At 66.4% G+C, this 26654-nt stretch carries 36 protein-coding genes; 31 read left to right on the top strand and 5 right to left on the bottom strand.

Annotated elements, in window-relative coordinates; all coding sequences use genetic code 11:
• Positions 1 to 499 precede the first annotated feature (499 nt).
• The 31 genes from AC2EAQ_RS13490 (at position 500) to AC2EAQ_RS13640 (ending at position 21826) form a co-directional block, all read left to right on the top strand.
• A complete protein-coding gene (locus AC2EAQ_RS13490) occupies positions 500 to 985 on the top strand; it encodes a hypothetical protein (RefSeq protein ID WP_484644853.1) in 486 nt (161 codons plus the stop codon).
• 150 nt (positions 986 to 1135) lie between these two features.
• A complete protein-coding gene (locus AC2EAQ_RS13495) occupies positions 1136 to 1657 on the top strand; it encodes a hypothetical protein (protein WP_484644854.1) in 522 nt (173 codons plus the stop codon).
• A 1668-nt stretch (positions 1658 to 3325) separates the two neighbouring features.
• A complete protein-coding gene (locus AC2EAQ_RS13500; RefSeq protein WP_484644855.1) occupies positions 3326 to 3682 on the top strand; it encodes a hypothetical protein in 357 nt (118 codons plus the stop codon).
• A gap of 137 nt (positions 3683 to 3819) precedes the next feature.
• On the top strand, positions 3820 to 4293 hold the full coding sequence (locus tag AC2EAQ_RS13505) for a hypothetical protein (RefSeq protein ID WP_484644856.1): 474 nt from the start codon (positions 3820 to 3822) through the stop codon (positions 4291 to 4293).
• A gap of 84 nt (positions 4294 to 4377) precedes the next feature.
• A complete protein-coding gene (locus AC2EAQ_RS13510) occupies positions 4378 to 4761 on the top strand; it encodes a hypothetical protein (protein WP_484644857.1) in 384 nt (127 codons plus the stop codon).
• A gap of 166 nt (positions 4762 to 4927) precedes the next feature.
• Positions 4928 to 5308, top strand: a complete 381-nt coding sequence (locus AC2EAQ_RS13515; protein ID WP_484644858.1) for a hypothetical protein — start codon at positions 4928 to 4930, stop codon at positions 5306 to 5308.
• Between the two features lie 75 nt (positions 5309 to 5383).
• Positions 5384 to 5941, top strand: coding sequence for a hypothetical protein (locus tag AC2EAQ_RS13520; protein ID WP_484644859.1), 558 nt, complete (start codon positions 5384 to 5386; stop codon positions 5939 to 5941).
• A gap of 150 nt (positions 5942 to 6091) precedes the next feature.
• Positions 6092 to 6667 carry an HNH endonuclease signature motif containing protein gene (locus tag AC2EAQ_RS13525; protein WP_484644860.1) on the top strand — a complete coding sequence of 192 codons (576 nt, stop codon included), beginning with the start codon at positions 6092 to 6094 and terminating at the stop codon, positions 6665 to 6667.
• Positions 6668 to 8383: 1716 nt separating this feature from the next.
• A complete protein-coding gene (locus AC2EAQ_RS13530; RefSeq protein ID WP_484644861.1) occupies positions 8384 to 8896 on the top strand; it encodes a GNAT family N-acetyltransferase in 513 nt (170 codons plus the stop codon).
• A 151-nt stretch (positions 8897 to 9047) separates the two neighbouring features.
• A complete protein-coding gene (locus AC2EAQ_RS13535; protein WP_484644862.1) occupies positions 9048 to 9509 on the top strand; it encodes a cupin domain-containing protein in 462 nt (153 codons plus the stop codon).
• 186 nt (positions 9510 to 9695) lie between these two features.
• Positions 9696 to 10196 carry a TlpA family protein disulfide reductase gene (locus AC2EAQ_RS13540; protein WP_484644863.1) on the top strand — a complete coding sequence of 167 codons (501 nt, stop codon included), beginning with the start codon at positions 9696 to 9698 and terminating at the stop codon, positions 10194 to 10196.
• Between the two features lie 246 nt (positions 10197 to 10442).
• Positions 10443 to 10880, top strand: a complete 438-nt coding sequence (locus tag AC2EAQ_RS13545; protein WP_484644864.1) for a hypothetical protein — start codon at positions 10443 to 10445, stop codon at positions 10878 to 10880.
• Positions 10881 to 10985: 105 nt separating this feature from the next.
• Positions 10986 to 11537 carry a GrpB family protein gene (locus tag AC2EAQ_RS13550; RefSeq protein ID WP_484644865.1) on the top strand — a complete coding sequence of 184 codons (552 nt, stop codon included), beginning with the start codon at positions 10986 to 10988 and terminating at the stop codon, positions 11535 to 11537.
• 143 nt (positions 11538 to 11680) lie between these two features.
• On the top strand, positions 11681 to 12157 hold the full coding sequence (locus AC2EAQ_RS13555; protein ID WP_484644866.1) for a DM13 domain-containing protein: 477 nt from the start codon (positions 11681 to 11683) through the stop codon (positions 12155 to 12157).
• Between the two features lie 188 nt (positions 12158 to 12345).
• Positions 12346 to 12891, top strand: coding sequence for a hypothetical protein (locus AC2EAQ_RS13560; protein WP_484644867.1), 546 nt, complete (start codon positions 12346 to 12348; stop codon positions 12889 to 12891).
• Between the two features lie 105 nt (positions 12892 to 12996).
• A complete protein-coding gene (locus AC2EAQ_RS13565; RefSeq protein ID WP_484644868.1) occupies positions 12997 to 13407 on the top strand; it encodes a DUF2784 domain-containing protein in 411 nt (136 codons plus the stop codon).
• On the top strand, positions 13394 to 13969 hold the full coding sequence (gene aac(6') / locus AC2EAQ_RS13570; protein ID WP_484644869.1) for an aminoglycoside 6'-N-acetyltransferase: 576 nt from the start codon (positions 13394 to 13396) through the stop codon (positions 13967 to 13969). Before AC2EAQ_RS13565 ends, aac(6') begins: the two co-directional genes overlap by 14 nt.
• A gap of 69 nt (positions 13970 to 14038) precedes the next feature.
• Positions 14039 to 15061, top strand: a complete 1023-nt coding sequence (locus tag AC2EAQ_RS13575) for a DUF2268 domain-containing putative Zn-dependent protease (RefSeq protein ID WP_484644870.1) — start codon at positions 14039 to 14041, stop codon at positions 15059 to 15061.
• A 182-nt stretch (positions 15062 to 15243) separates the two neighbouring features.
• Complete coding sequence (locus tag AC2EAQ_RS13580) at positions 15244 to 15666, top strand: gamma-glutamylcyclotransferase family protein (protein ID WP_484644871.1); 423 nt, start codon at positions 15244 to 15246, stop codon at positions 15664 to 15666.
• Between the two features lie 111 nt (positions 15667 to 15777).
• Complete coding sequence (locus tag AC2EAQ_RS13585; protein WP_484644872.1) at positions 15778 to 16026, top strand: hypothetical protein; 249 nt, start codon at positions 15778 to 15780, stop codon at positions 16024 to 16026.
• A gap of 170 nt (positions 16027 to 16196) precedes the next feature.
• Positions 16197 to 16487: a cupin domain-containing protein gene (locus tag AC2EAQ_RS13590; protein WP_484644873.1), complete on the top strand. Its 291-nt coding sequence runs from the start codon at positions 16197 to 16199 to the stop codon at positions 16485 to 16487.
• Positions 16488 to 16636: 149 nt separating this feature from the next.
• Positions 16637 to 17095, top strand: coding sequence for a YybH family protein (locus AC2EAQ_RS13595; protein ID WP_484644874.1), 459 nt, complete (start codon positions 16637 to 16639; stop codon positions 17093 to 17095).
• 100 nt (positions 17096 to 17195) lie between these two features.
• Positions 17196 to 17648, top strand: a complete 453-nt coding sequence (locus tag AC2EAQ_RS13600) for a GNAT family N-acetyltransferase (RefSeq protein WP_484644875.1) — start codon at positions 17196 to 17198, stop codon at positions 17646 to 17648.
• Between the two features lie 86 nt (positions 17649 to 17734).
• Entirely contained in the window at positions 17735 to 18136 is a 402-nt protein-coding gene (locus tag AC2EAQ_RS13605; protein ID WP_484645065.1) for a GFA family protein, read from the top strand.
• Between the two features lie 48 nt (positions 18137 to 18184).
• Positions 18185 to 18733, top strand: coding sequence for an AAA family ATPase (locus AC2EAQ_RS13610; protein WP_484644876.1), 549 nt, complete (start codon positions 18185 to 18187; stop codon positions 18731 to 18733).
• 96 nt (positions 18734 to 18829) lie between these two features.
• Entirely contained in the window at positions 18830 to 19228 is a 399-nt protein-coding gene (locus AC2EAQ_RS13615; RefSeq protein WP_484644877.1) for a hypothetical protein, read from the top strand.
• A 79-nt stretch (positions 19229 to 19307) separates the two neighbouring features.
• The gene (locus tag AC2EAQ_RS13620; protein WP_484645066.1) at positions 19308 to 19586 is read left to right on the top strand and encodes a DUF1272 domain-containing protein; all 279 of its coding nucleotides are present in this window, start codon (positions 19308 to 19310) and stop codon (positions 19584 to 19586) included.
• Positions 19587 to 19648: 62 nt separating this feature from the next.
• The gene (locus AC2EAQ_RS13625) at positions 19649 to 20251 is read left to right on the top strand and encodes a YdeI/OmpD-associated family protein (RefSeq protein WP_484644878.1); all 603 of its coding nucleotides are present in this window, start codon (positions 19649 to 19651) and stop codon (positions 20249 to 20251) included.
• A 34-nt stretch (positions 20252 to 20285) separates the two neighbouring features.
• A complete protein-coding gene (locus AC2EAQ_RS13630; protein WP_484644879.1) occupies positions 20286 to 20924 on the top strand; it encodes an ureidoglycolate lyase in 639 nt (212 codons plus the stop codon).
• A gap of 23 nt (positions 20925 to 20947) precedes the next feature.
• Complete coding sequence (locus tag AC2EAQ_RS13635) at positions 20948 to 21382, top strand: GNAT family N-acetyltransferase (RefSeq protein ID WP_484644880.1); 435 nt, start codon at positions 20948 to 20950, stop codon at positions 21380 to 21382.
• Between the two features lie 84 nt (positions 21383 to 21466).
• Positions 21467 to 21826, top strand: a complete 360-nt coding sequence (locus AC2EAQ_RS13640; protein WP_484644881.1) for a hypothetical protein — start codon at positions 21467 to 21469, stop codon at positions 21824 to 21826.
• Positions 21827 to 21864: 38 nt separating this feature from the next.
• Here the strand turns inward: AC2EAQ_RS13640 and AC2EAQ_RS13645 are convergent, their stop codons facing one another.
• The 5 genes from AC2EAQ_RS13645 to AC2EAQ_RS13665 all read right to left on the bottom strand — a co-directional run bounded on the left by AC2EAQ_RS13645 (position 21865) and on the right by AC2EAQ_RS13665 (position 26650).
• A complete protein-coding gene (locus tag AC2EAQ_RS13645; RefSeq protein ID WP_484644882.1) occupies positions 21865 to 23127 on the bottom strand; it encodes an FAD-dependent oxidoreductase in 1263 nt (420 codons plus the stop codon).
• 41 nt (positions 23128 to 23168) lie between these two features.
• Positions 23169 to 23867, bottom strand: a complete 699-nt coding sequence (locus AC2EAQ_RS13650; RefSeq protein ID WP_484645067.1) for an ankyrin repeat domain-containing protein — start codon at positions 23865 to 23867, stop codon at positions 23169 to 23171.
• A gap of 5 nt (positions 23868 to 23872) precedes the next feature.
• Entirely contained in the window at positions 23873 to 24379 is a 507-nt protein-coding gene (locus tag AC2EAQ_RS13655; protein ID WP_484644883.1) for a GlcG/HbpS family heme-binding protein, read from the bottom strand.
• Between the two features lie 114 nt (positions 24380 to 24493).
• Positions 24494 to 25162 carry a response regulator transcription factor gene (locus tag AC2EAQ_RS13660; protein WP_484644884.1) on the bottom strand — a complete coding sequence of 223 codons (669 nt, stop codon included), beginning with the start codon at positions 25160 to 25162 and terminating at the stop codon, positions 24494 to 24496.
• Between the two features lie 3 nt (positions 25163 to 25165).
• Positions 25166 to 26650, bottom strand: a complete 1485-nt coding sequence (locus AC2EAQ_RS13665) for a sensor histidine kinase (protein ID WP_484644885.1) — start codon at positions 26648 to 26650, stop codon at positions 25166 to 25168.
• Between the last annotated feature and the right edge of the window lie 4 nt (positions 26651 to 26654).

Below are 26654 nucleotides of genomic sequence, written 5' to 3' on the forward strand. Positions count from 1 at the left end.
CTCCTCAAGGCCCTGGATGGCCGTCGCCCCGAAAGCGACAACGGCGCCGTCTTGAAGGCCGCGTAGCATGTCCACCGAGGAGCCGTCACCGGTCACGGTTCAACAGCGAGCGGGACATCGCCCGCCGACCCAGCAGTCTTGTCAACTTACCCTTTCAACGCAGAAGGCCCGGTCGCTGGTTTCCGGCACTACGCCAATCCGGAGATCTATTCGCGCTCTGCTGCCGTGCAGGGCGTCATCTCCACGGCACTGCTCGCCCTAGCCATCATTGCCGGTTGGCGCCGCTCCAGAAGGCTTCTCGCCAGTTGCATTCTGTTTGCCGTGGTCGCAACCGCGTGGAGCTTCGTGAGTGCGGCCTAACCCCTCGGTCAACCTGACCCGCTACGGCAGGCGCTATAAGCCCGGCCTGAGCCAGCGGTACCATCGTCTCAGGCCGGGCTTACAGCGCCTGCCTCCGCGGGCAGGTTACCTCGAACGTTAGGCCGCATTGGCACCGCTCTTGTCTTTCCTGCTGCATCCCAGTATTCCACTGTGGAAGTTCTGCCTTGTGGCATTTCCGCTTGCCCTCTTTCCTTCGCTGGCTCTGTTTGCTGGCGTCCTCTTCCTGTTTTCGGCCGCTGGCGTGGACACGAGTTCCATTCAGCCGCCTTATCGGTCCGCGACCGCAGGCGAAGTCTTCGGGTCGGTGATCTTCGCCCCTGTGGTTGAAACCTACCTACTGGCTCTCATCCTGCGTGGCCTACTCAAGGCAACCACCCGTCCGCTGTTGGCGGCCACTGCTTCAGCCATCGCGTGGGGCGCGTTTCACGGCCTCATTGCTCCTCTTTGGTTCTTTGGCTCGGTTTGGAGCTTCTTCGTGTTCTCGTGTGCCTTCATTGGTTGGCAGGAGCGCTCGTTCAAGCAAGCCTACATAGCGGCAGCGGTTCCCCATGCGCTCATCAACCTTACGGTCATGGCCACTGTGGCACTCGAGGATGCGGCCTAACCATTCGCTGGAGCCGACTCGCGCCGGCATGGCACTTGGCCCGCTTGCCGGAGTGGTCCATCATCCGTCCAGCGGGCCAAGCGCCACACCGGCGCTCGCGACTCAGCTCAAACGTTAGGCCGCACAAACATGCGCATCGCGTCACGCCACATGCCCAAGTACCAAGCCAAGCCTCTTGGGCTGGCTGGCTGGAGCCTGATTGCGGCACTTGCAGGCGCCTTTGTCTACCTCGTCTTCGCAGAACCGAAGGCCATTGCAGTCGTCCTTGCAGTTCTCTTAGGCGGGTACTTGCTCTCTCGCCCGCGAGTGAAGCGCGAGGAGGAGCAACTTCGCAAGCTAGCGGCAGCACGCAAGGGCCAGTCCATCTGCGAGTTCGCACGAGAGTTCGACCTAAGAGCCGTGGACCCCTGGATTGTCCGCGCCGTCTATGAACAGCTTCAAAGGCAGCTTGTACACGTCCACCCCGCTTTCCCTCTGCGCGCTGCAGACCGCCTCAAAGAGGACCTACGTCTCGATGACGATGACCTGGACATGGAAGTAGCCACTGAAGTGGAGCAACGCACTGGAAGGACCATCAAGGACGTGAGCGCGAACCCGTACTACGGTAAGGTTCGGACAGTTCAAGACTTGGTTCTGTTCTTCCAAGCTCAGGCTCAGCGCGGTGCGGCCTAACCCGTCGCTCAAGCCGACGCGCTACGGCAGGCGTCGTAAGCCTGGTCCGCGGCACACAGTGCATCATCGCGTACCAGGCTTACGCCGCCCGCCTCCGCACGCGGCTTAGCTCCCACGTTAGGCCTCGCATTCCCCTCATGACGCAATGAGTTCAGACGCTGACCTCCTGAAGCTAAGGCTCGACCTGCTGGCCGAAGAGATAAAGACTCTCAATGCCCAAGAGAGCTGGGGCACAACACTCTTCCTTACAGCGATCGCGCTTCTCACAAAGCAGTTGATCGACTGGAGTGTTGCTCCAGGTCCTTCCTTGCTGTCTACGCCTGGCATAGCGAATGCCCTGCATGCCATGCCCGCCCTCATTGGTCTCGTTGGATTCGTCTTCCTGAGAGTGGTCAACTACCGGATTCGTCGCGTTAGAACGCAGGCTTACCTCTTGCTTCAGCCTTCCGCCTCGCGCGTTTTCTCGTCGCTAGGGCTTGTTGGCTGGTCCATGGCTTTCTTGCCACCACTCTTGGGGTACCTGGCAACCGGTTGGTTTCTCTGGTTGAACCCTTCGCTGAAGAGTCTCTTCTACCCTCTACTTGCGGCGCTCTTGGTAGCCTTCGCTGTAGCAGTAGTACTCTTCGTTCGGCAGCCACACGCTAGCTCTGGTGTTCGCGGCGAGGCCTAACCCTTCGCTGGAGCCGACTCGCACCGGCATGGCACTTGGCCCGCCGGCCGGTGTGGTTCATCATCCGTCCGGCGGGCCAAGCGCCATCCCGGCGCTCGCGCCTCAGCTCAAGCGTTAGGTACCGGAAATGCCGTCGCACACACGTCCAGCGCCGCGGAGTTCACGCGGTTCTTGTGGTTCGAGTGAGGCCACTGGCAGCACCGCAGCGCACGGCCGCCTGTCGCCGTGCGCGCCGCACAGTTGACCACGGGCTGCATCGTGCCCTTCGAACTGTCACCCGCGCGCGTAGCGTTTGGCTGTGTCGTTCTGGTCTTCTTCGCCTTCCGCGTAGTCGCATGGCACGAAAAGCGTCGTGCTCTGCGAGACCTTCCACCAAACACATCGGGCGGTACGCCAGTAGCGCACACCACCCGCGAACGCATCTTGGTCGCTCTGTTCTGCTGTTTTGTAGCATGGCTCATCGCATGGTTGTGGTAAAGCCGGCACCTAACCAGTTGCTGGAGCGGACGGTCAAAAGCGGGCTTCGCCCGCTTTCGCCCGCCGCTCAGCGCCAACGTTAGAGCGCATATGTCGGAAGGCGCCCTGGGTCTGCTAGTCCTGCTAACGGTAGCTGTAGTCACGGCGGTGGCATCGCATTGGTTTCTGCGGTCCTTCCCGGTGGCAACATTGCTTGCCACCACCACAGCAGTTGCTCTGTTCCAAGTCGTCGCGTTCGCGCACTTGGGCTACCTAGATCCCTTCTTCATGGTGGCGGTCGCAACGTCGTCGGTGGTTTGCTTTGTGGTGTCTCTGCTTGTAGGCTGGGTGTTTGTTGTCATGCACCGCCGGAAGGGGAAGGCCTCTGTGCTCTAACCAGTCAATCGAGCGGACGGCTTCCGGCGTGCTGCGCACGCCTCCAGCATCCGCTCATCTCCAACGTTAGGCCTCACATGCAGCGCCCACCTACTTCATCGCAATACGAGCTTGAGTTGGTCTACGAGGGCGTACCGGAATCCGCCGTGACCGCAACTTTCCCTACGCCAGAGCAGACGCTGCGGTGGGTGGAGGATCGAGTTCAACCGAACTCCGTGCTCACCGTCGCGAACATGCGCGACGGTGCTGATCTTGGCAACTTCCTCATCTTCAATAACGACGATGGCGTCGCCCATGTTCGCCTACTGGAGCACATGGGCTTCTACGCCAAGCGAACTGAGGCAATCGCTACAGGACGCACAGTCGCGTTTACGAGCGACGTGGGCTCCACGTTCTCTGTAGACGAGAACTCAACTGTTCCGCTCCCGGCCGCCCTTGGAGCGCTAGCGCATTGGCTAGCAACTGGCAAACCCGATCCACGGCTCGTCTGGGGCGAGGAGTGAGGCCTAACCCTTCGCTCGAGCCGATCCGCTCCGGCAAGGCACCCTGGCCGCGAACCGGTGCTGTCTATCATCCGCTTCGCGGCCAGGGCGCCTTGCCTCCACGGTCGGCTCAGCTCAAACGTTAGGCCGCAGCCTTCATGCAGCGCTTCTCATACCTCGCGTGCTTGGTGTTGGTCGGCTGCTCGACCCTCGCGTTGGTCGGCTACTGGGTCGTCGGGCAGGTCGGCCTCACGCCACCATACGGTGTAGGCAACCTCGCCGCGTTCTTCGGTCACCCTGTTCCCGCGGCTATTCGCCCTTGGCTCCCGGGTTGGCTCAGTGTCGGTCTGGTGTTCGTGCAGGCGGCGCTGGTGCTAAGTCGTGTGGCGCAGATGGCCAGAGCCAGAGCACTAACGCCACCGAGCACGTACAAGGGGTTAGTCGCCGTGGTCATCACGGTCGCCATCGCATCAATAGGCCTGGGCATTGTTGTGTTGCTCGCCTCCATGGCGCTGGGTGCGGGATCGGGGGTCCCCGCAGGCATGCTGCTGCTCCCCGCAATCGTTATCCTTCCTTACGCGTGGCTTTGGGTTGAGGTCAGCGCCCTTGGGGTTCAGCGTGCAGCGGCCTAACTCTTCGCTGCACCGGAAGTGCTACAGCGGGCTTTGCCCGCTTTCGCTCTCCGGTAAGCTCAAACGTTAGGCCTCAGAAACTCCATGCAAATGTTCGCCTCAGAAGCTGAACTTCAGCGCTCGCTGGCTCAGCATGACGACCTCGTTCGAAGGTGCGCGCAGGGCGAAATCACCTTCGACCTCTTCTGCGACAAGTACAACAACTACTGGAGTTTCTACGCTCTCGACGGGCACGAGTCGGACGAGGAAGAGCGAGCAATCCTCGAACGTTACGAAGCCCGAATCGAACTGCACAGGCTCATTGCCTTCGAAGTGCTCGGCCGGCTGTGTTCGGACGAAGACGCAAAGAGAGAGATCTACATACAGGCTGGGAGATTCGGCTCAGCCGTCGCACAGCAGAGAATAGCCACCTTATGGCAGGCTCACCAGGGTGCCGCACTTGTGGCGCCACCCAAGTCAACGAAGTGAGCCGAAGGCCAAGTCCCACTTGGTCGCCGCAACTGAGGCCTAACATGTCGTTCAACCGGAGCGCCAACGGCTGGCCACCTTGCCCGCGCGGCGCTCGTTGTCTATCCTGCACCGCGCGGGCAAGGCCTCCATCCGTCGTCGCCCGGTTACCTCTACGTTAGCCCTCATGTTCCGCGCTGCTGCCATCACCGCGTTTGTCGAGTTGTTGCTGTACGTTGCTCTCGCGCTGGTCTCAATGGCAAAGGCAGGGCAAGGGAGCGGCGTCTTCATAGCCTTTCTGCCATTCATGTGGCTTGTCCTTGCTGTTCGGTTGTGGGTTGCCCTGTGGGTGGCGTCTGCACTTGCATCAGACGGCGGTGCACAGTTCCTCGTTGCGGCCGGAGCAGTTGGGCTTTTGTCAACCGTTCTTGTTGCGCTTGTTCTGGCGGGCAATGTGCAAGAGTGGGGTTCCATGTGGGCGTTTGCGCCATCGCTTCTCGCACATCTTTTCGCTGCAGTCCTCGCATTGCAAACGCCTGTCAGAGTCGGTAGTAAGCATGAGGGCTAACCCTTCCATCGAGCGGACGGCTTCCGGCAGGCTTTGCCTGCCTACAGCCACCGCTCACGTCAAACGTTAGCCGTCATGAACCTCCTGTCAAGGCTCTTCGGCAAGAAGTCCACTCCAGCGCCCGCTTCCCGCCATGGTGGCGCGGACATGGTCAGTCTCGTGGCGCTGCTGCCGTCCTGGCGTGAACTCCCACTTGATGAAGTGCGCCAAGCTCTCGACGACCTCTTTCCAGGCGCCTACCTCCCACCTCGCGAAGAAGGCAACTTCGTGATCGAAGGGCCGGTTCCTGGTGCTAGCTATCTCGTTCAGTGCACCGTACCGCAGCACAGTGGCATGTTCCTCATCCACAACGTGCCAGGTCCATACAGCGCCTTCTCAGACTTCCTCGCACACCTCAGCGATCCCGCGCTACGAGAGTTGGCCAGCCGACAACCCAACTGGATGTCGGTTGACATGATGCATCGCCACACGACCGACGACGATGCATACCGCTTTGTCAGTTCAGTCCTGGCAAAGCTCGCCCCATCCGACACCACTCTATTGGTTCACCCTAACCGCTATCTCGCGGTCCCCTTTTCGCCTGAGGTCCGCCGCACGCTCGCCGCTGGCGGTTCGCCATACGGCATAGCCTGAGCGCACCAGCGCAATGACGGCTAACCCTTCGCTGGAGCCGACTCGCACCGGCATGGCACTTGGCCCGCCTCCTGGAGTGGTTCATCATCCATCCGGCGGGCCAAGTGCCACACCGGCGCTCGCGCCTCAGCTCAAACGTTAGCCGTCACTATGGGCCATCCGGACTTCAATCCACCTGGCAAGCCGCCCAAACTCACCGGACGGCGCTCGACGCTCACCGGCTTGTTTTTTACGACGCTCACTCCATACATTGAGCCCACGGCACAGGAGGTTGACGAAGCTCTGGCCGTACTTGGCATGCAACGAGGCAAGTGTGTCTGTGCGTACTGCGGAGATGCGAAGTCTGAGTGGGATCACTTCCGCGCAATCGTTGAGGATCGGAAGCCTACGGGCTACATCACCGAGCTCCATAACCTCGTCCCTGCCTGTGGCAAGTGCAATCAATCTCGTGGCAACAAGCCTTGGCGCCAGTGGATGCTAAGCACTGCGCAGCACTCGCCCAAGTCCAGGGGCAAGGTCGACATCGATGAGCGCATGCGTTGCCTAGAGGCCTACGAACTCTGGTCAAAGCCGGTTCGGCTGGACTACCAAGCTATTGCCGGCGCCGAGCAATGGCATCAGCATGTCGAGAACCTGGAGCAGGTCCTTCGGCAGCTTGAGCACGCCGAGGAACTGGCATCTGCGATTCGTGCCAAGTCGGAAGCAGAGGCTCGACGCCAGCGGTGACGGCTACCCTTCGCTGGAGCGGGACCTCTCCGCCGGCATGGCACTTGGCCCGCGAGGCGCTGCAGGTCTATGCTCCGCCTCGCGGGCCAAGCGCCATTCCGGCTCCGGCCCCTCAGCTCTAACGTTAGGCGTCACCGGGCAGCTGCTGTTCTCCTCAGCGGTTCTCCCATATCCATCTGAAGACCGGGAGAGCGTAGCTCGCTGCAGCCGCTCGCGATCGCACCCCAGTATGGTTTCGGTATGCCTCAAGGTCGTCCACACCGCGACACCAGAGATCCCAGAACTCCATGAACCGGTCGGCGCTAACTGACTTGCTACCACCTGACTCTCGGAGGAACTCAACTCCAAGTCCTCGCCCAGCATCGCGAACGCACACAAAGTAATGCCCACCTCTGCCGCCCTCGGGTACAAACGGATGCTCCCTCGGGCAGAGCCGAAGGGCTGCAATAGGTCTTGGCTCATTCATGGCGGCTAGGGCTTTCTCTTGCTGTGGGCGCCAAGATTACCCGTAGTAACCGGGCGCCCGCAAGTTTGCGCAAAGCACTTCGAGCTCTGAGCGTTGGGCAGCTGCAAGGTGCTATTGCGTTGAACCGGCAAACCGGAGAGTGGCGCCTAACCCTTCACTGGAGCGGGACCTCCACCGACATGGCACTTGGCCCGCGAAGCGCTCGCTGTCATCATCCGCTCCGCGGGCCAAGCGCCATCCCGGTTCCGGCCCTTAGCTCAAACGTTAGCCGTCATGCCAACGCGTCGCTCGCTCGCGCTCCTCCTATTGGGCTTCATTGGCCTTGGCGCGGCGGTCCTGGGCGTTGGTGCCGGCTCGAGCATGCTCCCATCAAGGGGCGTGCTGCCTCCGTACAAGGAGGTCAAGCTGAAGAGTATCGAGCCTGGTTCGATCACCGCCGTTGTCGTTCGAGGTCAGCCGTATGCAGTTGTTCGAGCAACACCAGAAATGATTTCTGACTTGAGGGTGCTTACTCCGCACACCTGGAGTCAGAGGTCGATTCCAGACCCCAGTCCAGGCTACTTTGTCGTCTCTCTAGTGAGCACGAATCGGGGTTGTGGGCTGGTTCACGCACCCAAGGGTCAAGCACCATACGGGCGAGAGGTGATTTGGCTTGGAGGCTTCTATGACCCCTGTCATTATGGTGAGTGGGACTACGCGGGAAGAGCGGTACGACGAGCTCAGTCTCTTCCTGATCTCGTTGCGCCTGAGTACACGCAACCGTCTGATGGCACGCTGCGGTTTCCCAATGACGGCTAACCCCTCCTTCGAGCGGACGGCTTCCGGCAGGCTTCGCCTGCCTTCAGCCTCCGCTTACGTCGAACGTTAGGCGTACTACAACACCCATGCGCGGCTATCTCCTCTACTCGTTGCTCGTGCTAGGCGGGTTCGCGCTCTGGGTCGTCCTCTTCGCCGTTCTGCGCCGGAGTCGTGGTCAGGTCCGCCACGCAACAGGGTTCTTCTTTCTCGGTCCATTCCACTCGTACATGCGCAGTCGCAACTACTCGCTCAGCAAGCGAGAGCTCGTCGGTTGGGGTGTCGTCCTCGTGGTCATGCTGTTGGCACCATGGCTAAGTTGGTGGCTCTCGCGATGAAGGCGCAGCGGCCCGCTTGTACACATAACCCTTCGTTGCACCTGACGTGCTACGGCTGGCTTCGCCTGCCTACAGCCTCCGCACGCAGGTGAACTCAAACGTTTGGCTGCACAGACCATGCATGTCCGCACTCTGACGCCCGAAGATGCAGCCGAGTATCAGGCGCTTCGCCTGCGGGGGCTGGCTGAGGCGCCAACCGCCTTTGCTTCCAGCCACGAGGAAGAGGTCAACACACCGCTAGCTGAGATCTCCCGCCGCCTCCAGCCCAAGGCGTCCGGCGCCATCTTTGGCGCATTTTCCGAGGGTAGGCTTGCTGGTCTGGCAGGCATCGAGCGCGAGTCAATGGCTAAGCTCAGCCATAAGGCCTACCTGTGGGGCATGTATGTCAGTCCGGAGCATCGCGGAGCCGGGGTCGGTTCCCTGCTGCTGGAGCATGCACTGCCCTATGCATGGTGCTCTTTGGGGGTAGTCCAGGTCAACCTTGGCGTCCACACCGAGAACGCAAGCGCTATCGCGCTCTATCGTCGCCTCGGCTTCGTCGTGTGGGGCACGGAGCTCGGAGCGCTTGTCGTAGGTGGCAAGACGCAAGACGAGCATCACATGGTCTGCCGTGTGCCGAGTGCGGCCTGACCCCTCGCTCAATCCCCGACCGGCTACGGCAGGCGCTGTAAGCCCGGCCTGCGGTGTTCGCAGCATCATCGCAGCCCGGGCATACAGCACCTGACCCCGCGGTCGGGGTTGCTCGAACGTTAGGCTGCAGAACCCAAAGGATCGCCCCGTCATGCCCAAGCTCGACGTCACCAAGTGGGAGGTCTTCCCCGCCAAAGTCAATCGCTTCACGGGCTCGTCCAATGGACCCTTCAGCGAAGTCGTGCTCGGAGATCAAGCCGGCTTGTCGCAGTTTGGAGTGCACATCGAGCGCCTGCCTCCTGGCTCTCGATCGTCGTTCAGGCATTGGCATGAGACTGAAGACGAGCTTGTGTACGTGTTGGCAGGCGAAGTCGTTCTCATCGAGGACACTGAGTCAACCTTGAAGGCCGGCGAAGCAGCCGCGTGGAAAGCAGGTATCCCGGTAGGCCACTGCCTTGAAAATCGATCAAGCTGCGACGCCACTGTCTTGGTTGTAGGCACGCGGTCTGTGCACGGAGTGGTTCACTACTCCGATCACGACGTCGTTCTTCATCACGACCAGCACGGCCGGCGCTACTGCCGCAGAGACGGATCCCCTTGGCCCGACGAGTAGTCCAACCCGCAGGTGCGCCCAAGCTGCGGCCTAGCAGGTTGTTCAACCGGGGCGACAACGGCCGGCCACCTTGCCGGCGAGACGCTGCCTGCATATCCTGCGCCTCGCGGGCAAGGCGTCCATCCGCTGTCGCCCTGTTAACTCTGCGATAGGCCGGACAACGCCACCATTACCCCAGGAGCGCGCATGAACCGTCGTCAGTTCACCCTCGCCGCCTCGGCCGTCGCGTTTCCCGTTGGCGCCAGCGCGGGTGTGATGGACTGGTACAACGGCGTCAAGCTCGGCAGCAGGCTGCCCGAGTTCGATACGCAGTTCCTTGGCGCTCAGCCGCCCGCCAACTCGAAGCTGACGCTTATCGACTTTTGGGCCACCTGGTGCGCTCCATGCCGCGAAGAGTTCCCTCACCTCAATCGGTTGAACCAACAACTGGCAGCGCAAGGCCTCTCGGTCATCGGGTTGACCCAGGAGTCCGTGCAGGTCGCAGCGGACTTTCTGCGCAAGGTCAGTATTGAGTACCCCGTTGGTGCTGCGGGTGCTGCGGGGGAGCGGCCGCTCCAGAAGCAACTGGGCATCAAGGCCCTTCCGTATGCCGTGCTCGTCAATAGCAGCAACGTCATCGTTTGGCGCGGCCAGGCCTCCACACTGAGTCAGGACCAGGCGCTCAAGGCGCTGCAAAGTGCGGCCTGACCCCTCGGTCAAATCGAGTCCCAGCGGCGTGCGGCCAAGCCCCGCTCCGGGCTTTGTCTACAGCGCGAAGTCACGTGGTTGGCGGCCATCTATTCCGCAGCCCTTGTTCCGTTGCTCGCTTGGCTGGTCTATGCAGTGTGCTTCTAGTAGTCTTGCGGCATCCCGCCGTGCTGCAATGCCCAACCCTTCGTTCCACCCGACGTTCGCCAGGCGTCGCGCATACAGGCATCGCGCCCCATAGAACCCATGCGAGGAATCTTCTTCATTGCGACGCTCTTCTGCATGGGCGCGTCAGCGCTGCTCGGGGGCGCAATGGCCTTGTACGAGAACGTTGAGTTCGCCCTCTACGGCCGACCGGCCACGATGGAACTCGCCGATCCCGGCAAGAAGGTAATCGTCTCGACCGGCGGGCCGGACTTCCACCTTCTGGATATCCGCTACTCCAGCCCGAAGGGAGAACTTGTCGTGCGAGGCAAGCGGCTGGGAGGTGCCATGGTGGCGCGTCTGGCCGCAGGCGAGAAGATCCCGGTCATCTACTTCGAGAACAACCCGCAGAAGTACCTCCTGTCCCGCGACGATTTGCCAAGTCCTTGGCTTTGGATGGCCTTGGGCATAGCAGCGATGTGGACCTTCCGGTATGCAGTCTTGTTGCGCAGGCGGGAGGCGCTTGAGCGCGACGCCTGACCCCTCGCTCAGCACCGGAACCTCCGCGGTGGGCTGCCTTTCCCGCGAAGTGCTCAGTGTCTATGCTGCGCTTCGCGGGCAAGCCAGCCCACCGCTCCAGGCCGGTTGGCTCAAGCGTTAGCCGGCAAAGGATCCATCCTGATTGACGAGCCGATTCATCTACTGGCCTCCGATGCTGCGTGGCCACGAATTGCGGCAGCTGAATGCGTTCGAATTGCCGAGGCAATGTCGCTGCCACTCAGCCATGTCGAGCACATTGGCAGCACGGCAGTCGCGGGGCTGCTGTCCAAGCCAGTACTCGACATTCAAGTCGGCGTTCTGGACTTCCCTCCTCCGGCAATCGCACTCTCGGCATTGGTTCAGTCCGGCTACACAGGCTTCGGCGAGGCCGGCGTAGTGGGCCGCTTGTATTTCACGGCCCGCGGAACTGTGCCTTTCAATGTCCACGTGGTGCAGTTCGCTGGGCACCATTGGTGCAACAACATCGCGCTGCGGCAGTACCTTCGTACGTCGGCAATGGCGCGGGAGCGCTATGCCTCTGCCAAGCTCGCCGCCCGGAGCGCGGGAGCAATCACGCTTTTGGCTTACTCCGAAGCCAAGGCAGCGGTGCTTGCCGAACTGCTCAACGAGTCCAAGGCCAACGGAATTGATGGCTAACCCCTCGCTCAACCACCGGGCCCACCACGGCAGGCCGCCGTGCCGGCGCGGCCGGCCAAGTGATCCTCGGCCCTGCCTGCGTAGGCTGGTCAGCTCGCACGTTGGGCGTCACACTTCGACCGCGGATCGACCGCTCCCCCACGATGAATGCACGTAGAACTCTTCTGCTCGCGGTTTCCCACTGCGCCGCGGCCGTCGCTGGCTTTGCGGGAGGCATCTACGTCCTACCGATCCTCATTGCACCTGACGCTCCGACCGCGGAGCAGATCAAGGCCGCAACCAGTCAAGCGCTCTTTCGGGGCGAGTTCAGGCGCGACCTGAAGGACAGCGACGCCCTTCACTGGGGAGAAGGCACCGTCACCATCTCTGCCACTGCTGTTTCGTTACAGGGAAGCCTGTCGCCAGGCCCCGACTACAAGCTGTACCTGTCGCCAGAGTTTGTCGAGACCGAGGCCGACTTCAAGCGACTCAAGTCAGCCATGGTCCGGGTCGGTGACGTACGAACGTTCGAGAACTTCGTCGTACCACTGCCTGAAGGAGTCGATCCCGGAAAGTACAAGGCAGTTGTCGTGTGGTGCGAGACTTTCAGCGAGTTCATCTCTGCCGCGAAGTACCGGTAGGCACCGGTCACCGCGCGCGTTTCAAGAGTGACGCCTCATCTCTCGCTCAACACCCGCCCGCCACGGCAGGCCGCCTTGCCAGCACGGCGCACGGGCAGCATCATGTGCTGCGCGGGCAAGGTGCCCTGCTTCTGCGGCCAGGGTTGGCTTGAACGTTGGGCCTCCCAGATGCTTCCATTGGAGTGCACATGCGAATACCCTTCTTCACGCTTCTCTTCTTGCTTCTGGCCGGCTGCACCGCCCTCGAGGCACCACAAGCGGACCATCGTGCCGCACTGATCGCAGAGGCTTTGCCGACCGCACGCTTGACCATCTATCGCCCAAGCCAGAGCGTTCAGTATGCTGCTCGTTCGGCGTCGCTGAAGCTGAACGCCCGATCCATCGGCGGGATCTCGAACGGTGACTTTCGTGTCGTTGAGGTCCCTCCCGGGTCGCACTCCCTTGATGCGGAAATGTGGGACGCACCTGGCCGTTGCACCATCACGTTCACTGTACGAGCTGGCGAGTCTGCCTACTTCGAGGTTGCTCCGCGCCTCGCCAACTTGGCAGCCGGCACTCCGGGTGCGGCACTTCCTGCAGCCGGTGCTGCTGGAACGCTGATTGGTGGAGTCATCATGCTGGCTGGGATGTCTGCGGAGTCCTCAGGAAAGCAATGCGGAGGCGCGTTCTCGATCGAGCAGACAGCACCGGAAGTCGCGAGCGTGCGGCTCGGGAGTCTCCGTGCCGCCAAGTAGTGTGTCGTGTGGCCACCCGCCCGGGGAGGCCTGACCCCTCGGTCATCGCCGACCCGCCGCCGCGGCCGGGGCTGGCTCGAACGCTAGGCGCAGCAAACCGATCCCGTGTCTCACGCCAGCCTTGCCGACCTCGTGCTCGTCGTCCACTTCGGCGTGGTCGTCTTCGTCATCGGCGGGTTGGTTGCCATCTTCGTGGGCAACGCGCTCCGGTGGCGCTGGGTGAACAGCTGGCACTTCCGGCTTGTTCACGCTTTCGCGATCGCGATCATCGCCGCCCAAGCCTGGCTGGGACAGCACTGTCCACTCACGGTCCTGGAGGCGTGGCTGCGAGCCCGGGCGGGTGAGGCTGCGCGCCACGACGTCAGCTTCGTGCAGTACTGGCTGGAGCGGCTCATGTACTTCCAGGCGCCGCTGTGGGTGTTCGCGGTGGCTTACACGGTGTTTGGCGCGCTCGTTGCGCTGGCCTGGTGGCGCTATCCTCCCCGAACCTCCCAGGCCAGGCATGGCAGCGCCTGACCCCTCGCCCGTGCCCAGGATCGAAGCTCCCATCCAACTGCGGCTCATGGCGGAAGATGATCTTCCGATGCTCCATGAGTGGCTCAATCGCCCGCACATCGTCGAGTGGTGGGGAGGCGAGCGCCCAAGCCTCGAGGATGTCCGGGAGAAGTACCTTCCCAGGGTCCTCGCGGCGGGGAGCGTCACGCCGTACATCGGCCTGCTCGACGGGCAGCCGATGGCCTATGCCCAGTCCTACGTTGCGCTTGGAAGCGGAGATGGCTGGTGGGAGGACGAGACGGACCCAGGAGTCCGTGGCATCGACCAGTCCATCGCAGACCCTCGGCTGCTGGGCCTGGGCATCGGCACGCGCCTTGTCCGGGCACTGGTCAACCAGCTGTTCACCGATCCAGCCGTCACCAGGGTGCAGACTGATCCCGCCCCAGCCAACGGCCGCGCCATCCGGTGCTACGAGAAGGCAGGCTTCAGGCGTGTCAAGACGATACTCACGCCCGACGGGCCGGCGGTCTACATGCTCTGCGAGAGGCCACAGGCCCCGCCGCCGGCCGAACGATCTGCCTGACGGGTGGCTCGAACGTCAGGCGTCACACCAACACTCCGGAGCGCTGTGGTCTTCAGGTTTCTCAGTTCGTTGGTCTCCCAGGACAAGCCCACACCGCCCCCGTCCAGGGCAGGGGCGGCAGACACGCTTCAGGCCGGCGACGCGATCTTCGAAGTTCAGCCGTGTGTCACGGTCGACCAGCAAGGCTTTCCTCGCCTCGACTGGGCGGCTGTGCAGGCCTGGGTTGACAGTCTCGAGCCATCCCTGCAGGGCGACGCATGGCTTCAAGCCGAGATGGCCTGGTTGCTGCGTTTGCGAGACGCCCTGGGTGCCCAGTACAGTCTGGATGTCCAGGGCAGCGCGATCGTCCTGTCGTCCCTCGAGGCCAATGTGGCGAGCTCGACGCTGGGCTTCATGACGAAGACGCAGCGGCGGATCTTCGCCGTTCTCGAAGGCGTCGCAGCCTCTCCGGAGTGGGGTCACGACATCCTTGTCGTGTTCGACGACGACGAGACCTACTATCGATACGTTTCTCACTTCTACGCGGAGGAGGGCGAGTTCGCCGCCAGCGGGGGCATGTTCATCATTGACGGTTGCAGCCACTTCGTGACGATAAAGTCTGACCTGCGAGTTGTGGAACCCACGATCGTCCATGAGATGACTCACGCATGCCTGAGCCACTTGCCCATTCCTGCCTGGCTCAACGAAGGACTCGCGGTCAACACGGAGCGGCGTCTGTCGCCTCCTTCGGCGCCTGATCTGCTCACGCCTCGGCAGATGCGCGCGAAACACACAGCGTTCTGGGACCCGGACAAGGTGCAGGAGTTCTGGTCGGGGAAGTCCTGGCTCCGCACCGATGACGGCAACTTGCTGTCGTACGACCTGGCCAGAATCCTTGTCTCGGAGCTCTCGGCCGACTGGGAGCCCTTCCGGCGATTCACCTTGAGTGCCGACATGTCCGACGCGGGGTTCGCATCGGCTCGCGAGCACCTGAACCTGGATCTGGGCGCGGCGGTCTGTGCAGTTCTGGAGCTGGAGCCCAGCGAGGCTTGGCGACCGGCTCCAGGCCGGTGGCCCGAGCCGCCGGAGAGGGGTGCATTCAGTGACGCCTGATCCTCGCCCGAGCCGACCAGCTACCGCAGACCCGAACGCATGAGCGCACAGGAGCCTGAACTCGTGTCGCAGCCGCCACCGCGCGTCAGCTATGAGCCCGCATCGCCAAGCGACTTCGAGGCGCTCGTGGCCAACCGTGCATCGCGCGGATGGCGTGCCGATCCGCTCGAACATCAGGCCGCATGGGAACGCTCTTTGTCTACGGTACGTTGAAGCGAGGGTTTGCGAACCACGGCGCCGAACAGGGCGAAATGGTCGCGACTGGCGTGGACACCGCTTGTCGATACCCCCTCCGGATCGTGGGCCGGTACAAGATCCCCTGGCTCTTCCCCTTGGCGGGCCAAGGCATGCGCGTCACCGGCGAGCTGTATCGGGTGCATTACCGGGCCTTGCGGCGGCTCGACCGACTTGAAGGCGTGCGTCGCCCCGGCTGGTTCATGCGCGATCGGGTCGTCGTTCGTGTTCGGGCGGCGAGCCGCCTGCGTCTGGTTGGCGCCTGGGTCTACTTCGGGAAGCCGACCGAAGCCTCAAGGCAAGGACGATGCAGCGACGCCCTTGCGGAGTTCGCCTTGGTCCACAACCTCGCCTACATCGATGCGGCCTGAGCCCTCGTTGGGCACTGAGCTGCCTCGGAGAGCTGTCTGGTCAGCGCTGCGAGCAGGCATCATCATGCGCCGCGGCGGCTGTGCCAGGCCGCCCGTCGAAAGGACCGCCGAATGAGTGACCACGAACGCATCGTTGCGGCTCTCGATCGCATCGAGGAGAACCAGAACAAGGCTCTTCAGATGCAGGCCGAGCAGCTTTCCATGGCCCGTATGCAGATTGAGAAGACGGACGCCAAGGTGAAGGAGAGCCTTGAACTGCAGCAGCTCGCGCTCAGGCGCCAGGCCAGGGCTCTGGGCTTCCTCGTGCCGGCGATCGCAGTCGTTGGCGCGATCGCGATCTACCTGACGTTCAGTCACTGAGTCACTGCCAGGTGCGCGCCGCGCTCCACGAACCGTATTGACTTGGACCGCGTCGATTGAACATGCCGCATTCCTCTGACTTCGAGACGGTTCCGTTGCCCGAGAACCCTACCGTCATGGCACCCGATGGGTCGGACGTTCGGGTACTCGCTGGCCTTGGTCGCGGCAGCATGGCGCACTTCGAGCTGGCTCCCGGCCGTTGCTCGGCCGCGGTGAAGCACAGGACGGTCGACGAACTCTGGTTCGTGATCAGCGGCGAAGCACAGATGTGGCGAGAGCAGGACGGCAGGGAGCAAACGGTTGTGCTCACCCAGGGGGTGAGCCTGTCCATTCCGCTGGGCACGAGCTTTCAGTTCAGGGCACTCGGCGACACGCCCTTCGCCGCCGTGGCCGTCACCATGCCACCCTGGCCCGGCCCGGACGAAGCGGTCCTTGTGCAGGGCCCCTGGCAAGCCCGGTAGGTCCGGCGTTGCCCGCTCCACTCCGCGACGGGCCCCGCAGGGTCGCTCCTTGGCTCCACGCCGCCAGCGTACCGGTCCTGCTCCACGATCTGTCATGCCTCGGTCGCATCGTCTCTGCCGAGGACACCGCCAACTCCAGAATGCACACCATGAACCTGCACCGCAAGCTCTGCCTGGCCGCTTTCCTTGCCGTCAGCGCCGCACTCTCGAACCAAGCCGTCGCCGCGGAGAGCGATGAGGCTCGGGTGAAGGCCACCGTCTCGGCCTTCCACCAGGCGCTGCTCGACGGTGACCGGGAGGCCGCCCTGCGACTGCTGGCGCCCGACGCGGTGGTCCTGGAAGGCGGCGACCTGGAAACCCGGCAGCAGTACGAGGACCACCATCTCGCCGCGGACATCCAGTTCGCCCGCGCCACGAGGTCCACCCGAAGCTCCGTGTCGGCCACGGTGCACGGGGACGCCGCTTGGGCAAGCTCGGCCAGCACCACGAGCGGTCTCTTCAACGGCAAGCCCATCAACATGATCGGCGCGGAGCTGATGGTTCTGTCGAGGACGCCGAGTGGTTGGGTGATCCGCGCGATCCATTGGTCCTCACGCCAGCGCAAGTGATCGCGCAAGGCGCTCGCTGGCATCATCCGATTCATGGGGCAGGCGCCGTCCTGGCTCGGCCCCCAAGGTCCAACGTCAGGCGTTGCTCTGCACCTCCAACATGATCACCGTTCGCATCTTGGGCGCCACCGAGCACCGGCTGCTGGCGTCGGTTTCTCCGGACGTGTTCGACGACGAACCTGTCGAGCGGTTGACACGCGAGTTTCTGGGCGATCCGCGGCACCACCTCGCGGTGGCGATCACGGAGGACGGCCTGATCGTGGGCATGGCAAGTGGCGTCCACTATGTTCACCCGGACAAGGCTGCGCAGATGTTCATCAACGAGGTCGGCGTGGCGGCCGCCTATGAGGGGCAGGGCATCGGGAAGCGCTTGCTTGCCGTGCTGCTGGAGCGAGCGTCGAGCCTGGGATGCACAGAGGCTTGGACCGCTACCGAGCCCGACAATCTTCGCGCCCAGGCCCTGTACGCCCGGGCTGGGGGTGTCAAGGACCCCACGCCCTTCGTGATGTTCACCTTCCCGGTTGCAGGCGGTGCGACCGCCGACGACGCCTGAGCCCCCGACGGCGCTCGGTCGGGCCTCGCCATCCCACGTGTTCCTGCGTCCCATGCCATCGCAATGACATGAACCCACAAAACGCCATGCTGACGGGTAGCTGCCTCTGCTCTGCCATCGCTTACGAGATTGCGGGCCCGCTGGCTCAGCCCCTGAACTGCCACTGCTCGATGTGTCGCAAGGCGCAGGGTTCGGCCTTTCGAACGCGTGCCCGCGTCATGACCGCAGACTTCAGGTTCACCCGAGGTGAAGAGCTGGTCACTTACTTCGAGTCTTCGCCAGGAAACCACAGAGGGTTCTGCCGAGTCTGTGGCTCTCCGATCCACACGAAGTTCGACAGCAGACCCGATGTCCTGGGGCTGCCTCTCGGGCTCCTTGACCAGGACCCGGGCGTGAAGCCGGGGTTCCACGTGTTTGTCGGCAGCAAGGCGCCCTGGCATGACATCACGGACGACCTTCCCCAGTATCGGGAGTTGCCGGAGAAGTGAGCTCCGGCCCTTCGCCCGGGCGCGCGCCTGTCCGCTTGCGGCCAGGCGGTGGATAGCCGCGTCGTGCCTGGCGTCGTCATCACCGGAGCCCCGGGGTCAGGCAAGACCACGCTGCTGGGCGAGCTGGCGCGCCTCGGACATGCCACCGTGCCCGAATCCGCCAGGGCGGTGATCGCGCAAAGGCGCGCCGCCGGGCTGAGTCCGCGGCCTGACCCGGTTGCGTTTGCCCGGGAGATCTATCGCCGCGACGTGGCCAAGTACGCCGCAATGGGCGAGTCGACGCGGTGGGTCTTCTTCGACCGCTCCGCGGTCGAGTCGCTCGGCATGGTCCACGACGTCGACCCCGTGCCGGCGCAGACCCTGGACACGCTTCTGGCCCGCCACGCCTTCCACAGCACGGTCTTCCTGCTGCCGCCCTGGGAAGCCATCTACGTCAACGACGACGAGCGCGACCAGGATTTCGAGCACGCCTTGCGCGTGCATGCCAGCCTGGCGCGCTGGTACACGGCGTGCGGCTATCGCCTGCAGGAGGTGCCCTGCCGGGAACCCCGCGAGCGTGCCGCATTCGTGCTCGACGTCCTCGCGGGGGCGGGCTGAGGCGCCGTTTGCCGCCGCGGGGACAAGGCTTATGCTGCACCTCGCAGCGCCCGTGGGCCGCCGCCACCGGCCGCTGTGCCCCCGACCTCGGACCGCATGCACGCTCTGCGCTGGATCCTCGCGATCGTCCTCCCGGCCCTGGGCCTGGCCGTCACGTTCGTGCTCGCGGTCCTGCTGACCCACGGCCTGGTGCGTCTTTGCCCAGCCGAGCTGATGGTGTCGGGCGTCTGCACCGCCGCCTGGTATCCCGCTGCCGAGCAGGCGGCGCTGGCGACGGCCGCCTTCCTGGGGGCCGTGGTGTTCGTGTCGCTCCCGGCGCTGGCCGCGCCGTCCCACAAGCCCGCCGTGGCCTGGATTGCCCTGGGTGCTGGCCTCACCTTCGCGAGCATCTTTGTCTGGCAGGCCGGCTCCGGGTTGCTGGCCTCGTTCGCGGCGGCCGTGCTGGGTGGCGCCGTCGCGGCCTTCCGGGTTGGCAGGCCTTGGCTGCCTGCATAGCGGCGACCTGGCCGCCAGACGCTTCGGTGCCGGATGCGCGATGATCACGTCGCCCGATCCCTCACCCTGGAGGCAGTGGATGCTCCAACTTCGGCCCACCTGCGAGTGCTGCGACCGTCTGCTGCCGGCTTCGACGGCCGACGCGCGGATCTGCTCCTTCGAGTGCACGTTCTGCGTCGAATGCGCGGACACGAAGCTCGGCGGTGTCTGTCCCAACTGCGGCGGCGAGCTCGTTCGCAGGCCCACCCGCCCGGCGGCGAAGCTCGCCCGGTTCCCCGCGTCCACCGACCGGGTCTTCAAGCCCCACGGGTGCTTGGCTGCCACGGGGGCACCGGTGACGCAAGGCCATGCCGCCTAGCCGGGCGCTCTGCCTGTCCGGCGTGGCCCGGGAGGCTTCCCGCGGCACCGCGCGAGCCTGACATGGCGACGCTGCCCAAGAACGCCACGCACCCCCGGACCCGCGCCGCCTGGCGACGGTGGCTGGAAGAGCATCACACCCGGGCCGAAGGGGTCTGGCTGGTCAGCCACAAGAAGGCGACCGGCAAGCCGCGCGTCGAGTACGAGGACGCTGTAGAGGAGGCCATCTGCTTCGGCTGGATCGACAGCAAGGTGAACAAGCTCGACGACGAGCGCTCCCTGCTGTGGTTCGCGCCCCGGAAGCCGAAGACCGGCTGGTCCCGGCCGAACAAGCAACGGGTGGCCCGCGTGCTGGCCGCGGGCCTGATGCGAGAGGCCGGCCTGGCCAAGGTCGAGCAGGCCCAGGCCGACGGCTCGTGGAACCTGCTCGACGGCGTCGAGGACCTCGAGGTCCCGGCGGACCTTCGCGAGGCGCTGACGTCCTACCCGAACGCAGAAGCCCACTTCGCGGCATTTCCAAGGTCGGTCAAGCGCGGCATCCTCGAGTGGATCCTGACAGCCCGGAAGCCGGAAACGCGCGCCCGCCGCGTCGGCGAGACCGCGCGCCTGGCCAACGAGAACGTCCGTGCCAACCAGTGGCGGCAGAATCAGGCCGGCAGCCCGTGACCGGCGGCTCGCCGCTTCCAAACCCAGGAACGCCATGCCGATCTTCGACTTCCTGAATCCCGGGCTCCCGGCGGGGCTGCCCACCGTGACGATGCCCGTCGTGGACGCCACCGAGGCCAACCTCGCCGGCTACGGGCACCTCGTCACCGACCCGGCACAGTGCAAGGTGGAGATCGTGCGCTGGCCCGCGCAGGGCACCCGGCCGGTCGACGAGGACACGGGCGACGAAGCCGGCACCACGCGCGGCACCTTCGTCAGCGAGTGGAAGGGCGACATCCTCTACGGCAGGAACGAGGCGGTGTCGGGCCACTACATCCTGGCCTACGGCACCGACCCCGCGCTGGCGCGCGAGGAGCACCAGCGCCCGCCGACGCGCATGCTGCTCTGGCACGCCAACTACCACCCCGACGGGGGCCAGCTGTTCTTCCCGCTCGACCCCAGGCCGTTCTACGTGCCACTGGCCCTGCCGGGCGACGACGTCACGCCGCAGCGCTTCACCTGCTTCCGGTTCGCGGGCGACCGCGGCCTGTACATCCACCCGAACATCTGGCACGAAGGCGTGTTCACCGCGTCGGGCCGGCAACGCTTCTTCGACGAGCAGGGTGCCGTGCACGCCAGGGTCTCGGTGGACTTCGCGCGCGAGTTCGGCTGCCTGCTCGAGGCCCGTCTCTGACCGCGGCCCCCGCCGTTCCCGCCGTGCAGGCCGGCCCCTACACCGACGCGGACGCACCGGATCTGGTGCGGATGTGGCGCGCCAGCTTCGAGCACGGCGTCGGCATCACGGACCCGCATCCGATCGAGGAGCAGCTGCAGTACTTCCTGCGGGAGGTGGTGCCCACGCACGTGGTGCGCGTGGTCCGGGACGACGGCGCCATCGTCGCCTTCATGGCGTCGACGCCGGAGTCGATCGCGCACCTGTACGTCAGGGTGACGCACCTCGGGCGGGGCATCGGGTCCGGGCTCGTGCGCCTGGCGCAGGCCGACTCGCATGGCCGCCTGTGGCTCTACACGTTCGCCCGCAACCACGCGGCCCGCCGCTTCTACCAGCACCACGGGTTCAGCGAGGTGGAGCGCGAGTCGGAGAACATGTTCAAGCTCGAGGCCATCCGGTACCAGTGGGTGCGATCGTGAGCCTTCCATGCATCGCCGTCGCCTCCGCGCAAGGCCCCGGTAGCGGTGCGGCCCACCCCTTCACTTGAGCACAGGAGCATCCGCATGGCCGATCTGAACGCCGTCTTTGCCGAACTCAGGGCCATCATGGCGCCCTACGCCGCAAAGCTCGATCCGAAGAAGGACGACGCGACGGAGCTGTACGTCGACACCAGGTACCTGCAGAAGAACAAGAAGCCCCTGTTCTTCGGTGCGGTCCAGGTGAAGAAGGCCTTCGTGAGCTTTCACCTGATGCCGGTCTACCTGAAGCCGGAACTCCTGGCCACGCTGTCGCCCGCGCTCAGGAGCCGCATGCAGGGCAAGTCCTGCTTCAACTTCGCCGAGGTGGACAAGCCGCTGTTCAAGGAGCTTGCATCGCTCACCAAGGCCGGGTTCGCCAGCTACAAGGAGCAGGGCTTCCTGTGAGGTGACGCCGATCGGCCCCGACGCCGATGCGGCCGCGCCTAGACCAGCGCGCCCTGTTCGACCAGCGTGTGCCGCACCGCGCGCGCGTCGCCCGCGTCGGTGCCGCCGGCGGCCAGCGCCGCGGCCACGCCGGCGGCATGCCCGGTGGCGAAGCCGGTGCCCATCACGCGCAGCGAGCCGTAGGCCCGCGCGTCGCAGCCGGCCACGCGGCCGGCCAGCAGCAGGTTGTCCACGCCCTGGGCGCGCAGCGCGCCCAGCGGCACGTCGGCATGGCCGGCGCCGCCCACGGCTTCGAAGCTGACGCGGCCCGGGCCGAGGTGCACTTCCATCGGCCAGGACGCGCGCGCGATGCCGTCGTCGCGGCGGCGGCCGTCGCGAAGGTCCGCAGCCGACACGTCGTCGCGCGAGCGCGGACGCCGCGTCTCGCGCACGCCCACCTGCGGGCCGGTGGCCAGCAGGTGCGCCTGCTCGAAACCGGGGTGCCGGCGCAGCAGCGCGACGAAGCGCCACGCCTGCTCGCGGCCCAGGCGCTCGGCGGTGCCCAGGTCCACGGGGTCGAGGCCGTTGGTGCGCAGGTCGATCGCCATCGACCAGAAGTCGCCCGACAGCGGCAGGCGCACCAGCACGCCGCCGTCGGCGCGCGGGATCGGCACCTCGGCCGTGGCGTTGTGCTCGGCGATCAGGCGGGTGAGCAATGCGCGGTCCACCACCGCGTCGCGCGCGACGCCGCCGATGCGGACCGGAAACGACGCCGGCTGGCTGGCGTCGTGCCGGCTGTCGTGCGACAGCGGCACGCCGGCCAGCACCGACAGCGTGGCTTCGCCGCTGGCGTCGACGAAGGCGCGTGCGCGCACCCGCTGCAGGCCGGCGTGGCTGGCCACGGTGACGTCGACGACGCGGCCGCCCTCGACCGTCGCACCCACCACATAGGCATGCAGCCACGCCTGCGCCCCCGACTGCGCCACCACGCGGTCGAGCGCGAGCTTGGTGGCTTCGGGGTCGATCTGGATGATCCAGTTGCCGCTGCGCGCCAGCGTGGGCCCGGTGGGCGCGCCGATCGCGCGCAGCGCGGCCAGCACCTCGTCGCCGACGCCGGCCACGCTGCGTTCGGCGTCGGGGCCGAAGCGGTAGAAGCCGCAGTACGACAGCACCTGCGCGTTGGTGGCTGCGCCGCCCAGGAAGCCGTAGCGTTCCAGCAGCAGCGCGCGCGCACCGCAGCGTGCGGCGGCCACGGCGGCGGCGCAGCCGGCGGCGCCGCCGCCGACCACCACCACGTCGAACTCGGTCTGCGGCCCGGTCATCGGGCCAGCATAAACCGCGGGCGGCCGGGCCGCCCTGCGGGCTAACGCGCGCCGGCCTTGACCAGCATCGCCTCCATCGGCGCGAAGCCGCGCTCGCGTGCCAGCGTCAGCGGCGTGCGACCGCTGCGGTCGGCCAGCTGCAGGTTGGCCTTGGCGTCGATCAGCGCCTTGAGCGTGGCCTGGTGCCGCGGGCCGCCGTCGCCCAGCACGATGGACTCGATCACCGCTGTCCAGTGCAGGTTGTTCACATGGTCCAGCGGCGCGCCGGCGGCGATCAGCTGGCGCACCACGCCGTCGTGGCCGAGGTGCGCCGCGGCGATCAGCGCGGTGCCGTCGTAGCGGCTGGTGGTGAGCTTGGCGCTCGCCCCCAGCTGCAGCAGCACGCGCAGCGTCTCCTCGTCGTCGGCCACGGCCACGATGGTCACCGCGTCGTAGCGGTCGTTCTCCAGCAGGCCGAGGTTGGCGCCGGCGGCGGCCAGCGCGCGGATCGCGTCGCGCTGGCGTGCGAACGCCGCCACGTGCACGGCGGTGCGGCCGTACGCATCGCGCGCGTCCACCGGCGTGCCGCCGGCCAGCGCGCGCCGGATGCCTTCGAGGTCGCCCTTGTGCGCGGCGGCGTGCAGCGGGCCGAAGCGCGCCACCTCGTCGCCCCGCGGGCCCACCTGCGCGGCGGCCGGCGCTGCAGCCGCCAGGGCGGCCAGCGCCAGCGCGGCGGCGCCGAGCAGGGATCTGCGCGGCAGGGCGCTCACTTGAGCAGGTCCTTCACCTTGTCCAGCGCGGCGTTGGCGCACTGCTCGTCGAGGTGGCCGCCCGGCGCACCGCCGATGCCCACCGCGCCGATCACCTCGTTGCCCACGCGCACCGGCACGCCGCCGCCGAGCAGCAGGTAGCCGGGGATGTGCACCAGGTTGGCGGCGGCGGGGTTCTTCTGCGCCGCGTCCATCATCGCCAGCGTGGCGTTCTTGGCCGAGGCCGAGGTGTAGGCCTTCAGTCGGCTGGCTTCCAGCGTGTGCGGGCCGGCGTTGTCGGCGCGGGCCACGGCGCGCACGCCGCCGGCCCGGTCCACCACGGTGGTGGTGACGGCGTAGCCGTTGGCGGCGCAGGCAGCGGTGCCGGCCGCGGCGATCTGGCTGGCCAGCTCGAGCGACATGTTGCGCTCGGTGCGCACGGCGGAGGCAGGGGCGGTCTGGGCCTGGGCCAGCGCGGCGGCGGCCAGCAGGGCCAGGGCGGCGAACTTCGGGGTCTTCGTCATGGTGCGGTGTTCCTTCGGTGGGGCAGGCCGGCGTCCGTCGCAGGCCATGGCGGCACTGTAGGAACCGCGCCGCGCGGCGGCCATTCGCACGGCTACGGCGGCCGATGCGTAGAACTACGCGGTGCCGCCCGCGCCCCGCGCCGCCGCGTCGCGCTCCACCAGCGCCGCGTACTGGCGGATCAGCTGCGCCAGCGACCCCGCGCCGAGCTTGTCGAACAGGTGCGCGCGGTGCGCTTCCACCGTGCGCGGCGACAGCGCCAGCGCGCGGCCGATCTCCTTGTTGGTGAGGCCCTCGACGATCAGCGCCAGCACCTCGCGCTCGCGCGGCGACAGCTGCGCATAGCGCGCCGCCATGGCGCCGTCGGCGCCGCGCCGCTCGCGCGAGCGCACATGCGCGCGCACCGCCTGCTGCAGCGCTTCCACGAGGCGTTCGTCGTCGACCGGCTTTTCCAGGAACTCGGCCGCGCCGCCCTTGAACGCGCGGCGGCACATCTCCACCGTGCCGTGGCCGGTGAGCATGATCACCGGCAGGTCCACCCCTTCGGCCACCAGCCGCTCCAGCACCGCCAGGCCGCCGATGCCGGGCATGCGCACGTCCAGCAGCACGGCGCCGATGCCGCCGCGGTCGAAGCCCGCCAGGAACGCCTGCGGGTCGGCCCAGGGCTGCGCGCGCAGGCCGATGCTGCCGATCAGCAGCGCGAGGCCGTGGCGCACCGCGTCGTCGTCGTCCACCACGTGGATCAGCGGCGACTGCTGCAGCGAGGCGTCGGGGGTGGAGGGCATGCGTCAGGCCAGCGGCAGTTCGAGCGCGAACTCGGCGCCGCGCGGCGCGGCCGGGCGTGCGGTGAGCGTGCCGCCGAAGCGCTCGGCCAGCGACAGCGCCAGGCTCAGCCCGAGCCCGAGGCCGCCTTCGCGGGTGGTGAAGAAGGGCTCGAACAGGTGCGGCAGCACGTCGGCCGCGAAGCCGGGGCCGTTGTCGCGCACGACGAGTTGCGCGCGCCCGCCCTGGCGCTGCAGCTCCAGCGTCAGCGTGCGGTCGGCGGCGCCGCCGCGCTCCATCGCCTGCAGCGCATTGGCCAGCAGGTTGTGCAGCACCTGGTCCACGCCCACGGGGTCGGCGCGCACGGCCAGCGCGGGCAGCGCGGCCGGCACGGTCTGCACGTTCACGCCCAGCCGCTGCAGCTCGGGGCGCAGCAGGTCCAGCGCGTGGCGCAGCGCGTCGTCCAACCGCACCGGCTGCAGCGCGGCGCCCGCGTCGGCCGCGGCGCCGGGCTCGATGGTGCGGCGCAGCCGCTGCACCACGTCGGCGGCGCGGCGTGCCTGCGCCGTGGCGTGCGAGATCGCTACGCGCGCCGTGGCCAGGTCGGGCGCGTCGTCGGCGAGCAGGCGCGAGGCCGCCTGCGTGCTGGCCATCAGCGCGGCCAGCGGCTGGTTCAGCTCGTGCGCGAGGCCGGCGCCGATCTCGCCCAGCGTGCCCAGCCGCGTCACCTGGTCGAGCCGGCGCAGCTGCTCGGCGCGGCGGCGCTCGGCGCGCTGGCGCTGCACGGCGGCGGCCAGGGCGGCCAGCGCCGCCACCAGCGCGCCCCAGGCCGCCACCTTGCCCCAGGGCAGCGCCGCCCAGCCCACCGACTGCGCGATGCGCAGGTCGAACGGCTGGCTGTCCGCGGCCAGGTGCTTGGAAAACGCCATCGGCCATGGGCCCGCCGCTGCGGCGTCGGCGCCATGCACGCGCCAGGCGGGCGCGCCGTCCGGGCCGAGCGTCGCGCTCACGGGGCCATTGCGCGCCGCCTCGTCGAACGGCCAGTCGGTCCAGGGCACGGCGCGCTGCAGGTCCACCTCCAGCGCGAAGGACGCCGGGTCGGCGGCGCGCAGGATGACGAAGCGGCCGCGTGCCGCGTCGAACGACGCCAGCACCGCGCGCTGCGACGCGGCGCGCGACTGGGCCTCGGCGGCGTCCCAGGCGGCCACGGGCCAGCGGCCGTCGCCGGCGCGGCGGTGCACGCGCAGCAGCTGCGGGTACAGCGCGATCAGGCGCTGTACCGCGGCGCCGCCGTCGTCAGCCTCGGGCTGAAGCAGGGCCAGCGTGCCGAGGATCGCCTCGTGCTCCACCGCGCGCTGGCTGAGCAGCCGGTGCGCGATGCGCGCGGACGTGTCGAAGGCCTCGCGCTGCGCGGCCAGCTCGGCGCGGCACAGCCACACCGCACCCGCCGCCGCCAGCGCCGCGGCGCCGAGCAGCGCCACCGCGCGCGTTGACCTTGCATGCCCGAACATGGGC

The sequence above is a fragment of the Aquabacterium sp. T101 genome (assembly GCF_057219775.1).